Origin of the sequence: Pseudomonas sp., from assembly GCF_037994325.1 — a bacterium.
In the GTDB taxonomy this organism is placed as follows: Bacteria; Pseudomonadota; Gammaproteobacteria; order Pseudomonadales; family Pseudomonadaceae; genus Aquipseudomonas.
Window position 1 is genome coordinate 1 of record NZ_JBBNAH010000043.1, and the last position, 2,103, is coordinate 2,103.

Genomic DNA, 2,103 nt, shown 5'->3' on the forward strand with positions numbered 1-2,103 from the left:
TCAGCGCCTGCCTGGCGCTGTTGATCAGCCATGGCGCTATTACCGCGCTCTCTCCCCTCACTTATACCGTCAACGAGTAACAGCATGAACAGCACCAGCGGCCCCGTGGGCCTTATCCAGCGTTTTATCGACCTGCTGCAACAGATCCCCCACAGCCTGATCGCGTTTATAGCGCGCTTCTCCATTGCCGCGGTGTTTTGGAAGTCCGGACAAACCAAGATCGAAGGCTTTGCCGTTGACGTGGTGAGTGGCACCTTTCAATTCGATAACCCGCACTTGGCCGACTCGACCATCCCGCTGTTCAGCAGCGAATACAACTTGCCGCTGATCCCGCCCGACATCGCCGCTTATGCCGCAACCTTTAGCGAGCACTTCTTTCCGGTGCTGATCCTGCTCGGCCTGGCCACGCGCTTCTCGTCCCTGGCATTGCTGGGCATGACCTTGACCATTCAGCTATTCGTTTACCCCGGCGCCTACCCTACCCACGGCACCTGGGCAGCGGTATTGCTGCTGTTGATTGCCCGTGGCCCCGGTGTGCTGTCGCTCGACCATCTGCTCGCCCGCTATTACGGTCAGCGCGTTTGGCGTCACAAAATGGCGCGAACCCTGTAGCATTACCGGCCCTCGCAAGTCAGTTAACCGGGCCTATTCATGTCAGTTGAAGTTTCCTCCGCCACCGCCAGCGATGACCGTGGCGACTTTCTTGCCCTTGTAGAAAAGAGCTTGGTGCAGAACACCCTGGTCAAGGTGCTGCTAAGCAAATACCAGGGCGCGGAAACCGAGTTGCAGCGCGTGGCGATTCGCCCGGTAACCGTACGTGGCCAAGCGTGCCTGTCGTTTGTGTACACCTACAAAACCCGCGATATCACCAAAAACTTCCCAGTCGACGAAGCCTTAGCGCTGATCGCTGAACTGCTGCCCACGGCCTTTAAAAACGCCCACCTGCTGTCGCTCACTGACGATGTGCAACTGACCTTTGGCAAGAAAAACAAAAGCCGCTTGTTTGTCGGCAAAGCCGCTGAACGCGAGGCGCCGGATGCCGGCCATGACCGCGAGAAAAAACGTTTTCTCGAGCTCACCCGCCCATTTCTGACCGACCTTGGCGTGACCACCGCCAAGCACGAATTGGTGCCGGCCATGGCGCGCAAGTGGAAGCAGATCAACAAGTTCGTCGAAGTGTTTTCCCATGCCCTGGCCGGCTCGCCGTTGCAGCAGCGCGCGCCAGAAGAAGCAATCCACGCCGTGGACTTCGGCTCCGGCAAGGGTTATCTCACCTTTGCCATGCACGACTACCTGCGCAACAGCCTGGGCCGCCAGGGCAAGGTCACCGGTGTCGAACTGCGTGAAGATATGGTGCGCCTGGGCAACGCTGCTGCCGCGCGCCTGGAACAACCGGGCCTGAGCTTTGAACACGGCGATGTGCGCACCTACACCCCGGCGGCCATCGACATCATGATCGCCCTGCACGCCTGCGACGTGGCCACCGACTACGCCATTCACCTGGGCATTCGCAGCGATGCGGCAATCATCATGTGCTCGCCCTGCTGCCACAAACAGATCCGCCCACAGATGGCCAGCCCAAGCATGCTGCGGCCCATGCTGCAATACGGCGTGCACCTGGGCCAGGAAGCGGAAATGGTCACCGACAGCCTGCGCGCTCTGCTGCTGGAAGCCTGCGGTTATGAAACCAAGGTGTTCGAATTTGTCTCGTTGGAACACACCAACAAAAACAAAATGATCCTCGCCGTAAAGCGTGCCGAGCCGGTCGACCCGACCGAGCTACTAGGCAAGATTCAAGGCATCAAAGACTTCTACGGCATCAAAGAACAGTGCCTGGAAACGCTGCTTAAAGCCGACCAACGTCTTTAAAAAACCTAACACTATCAGCGCCGCCTTGATCTTCGCGCTGGATCGCCAGCCCTGTGGATTCCCGCCTTCGCGGGAATGACGGTGGTGGAAAAGATGTCGTGATTGGGCACGATGGCGATGAGTGCGGGGTTGGGTTGGACCTGCATCCGCTCTATCGGCGCGATCAACGCATCGGCCGGATTAGGGATGTTTTTTGTGGCGTGGCGGCAAAAGCCATCCGCCTAACCCCCGCCG

2 protein-coding genes are annotated in these 2,103 nt (G+C 58.8%); both read left to right on the plus strand.

All coding sequences use genetic code 11. The features are described 5' to 3' along the window. Positions 1-84: 84 nt before the first annotated feature. Positions 85-612, plus strand: coding sequence for a DoxX family protein (locus AAAB16_RS01335; protein ID WP_340661711.1), 528 nt, complete (start codon positions 85-87; stop codon positions 610-612). A gap of 39 nt (positions 613-651) precedes the next feature. Further along, entirely contained in the window at positions 652-1,869 is a 1,218-nt protein-coding gene (locus AAAB16_RS01340; protein WP_340661712.1) for an SAM-dependent methyltransferase, read from the plus strand. Positions 1,870-2,103: the final 234 nt, after the last annotated feature.

What these genes read in the sequence shown, in the direction of transcription:
- AAAB16_RS01335 (WP_340661711.1), top strand. Translation starts at nt 85, where the DNA reads ATGAACAGCACCAGCGGCCCCGTGGGCCTTATCCAGCGTTTTATCGAC.
- AAAB16_RS01340 (WP_340661712.1), top strand. Translation starts at nt 652, where the DNA reads ATGTCAGTTGAAGTTTCCTCCGCCACCGCCAGCGATGACCGTGGCGAC.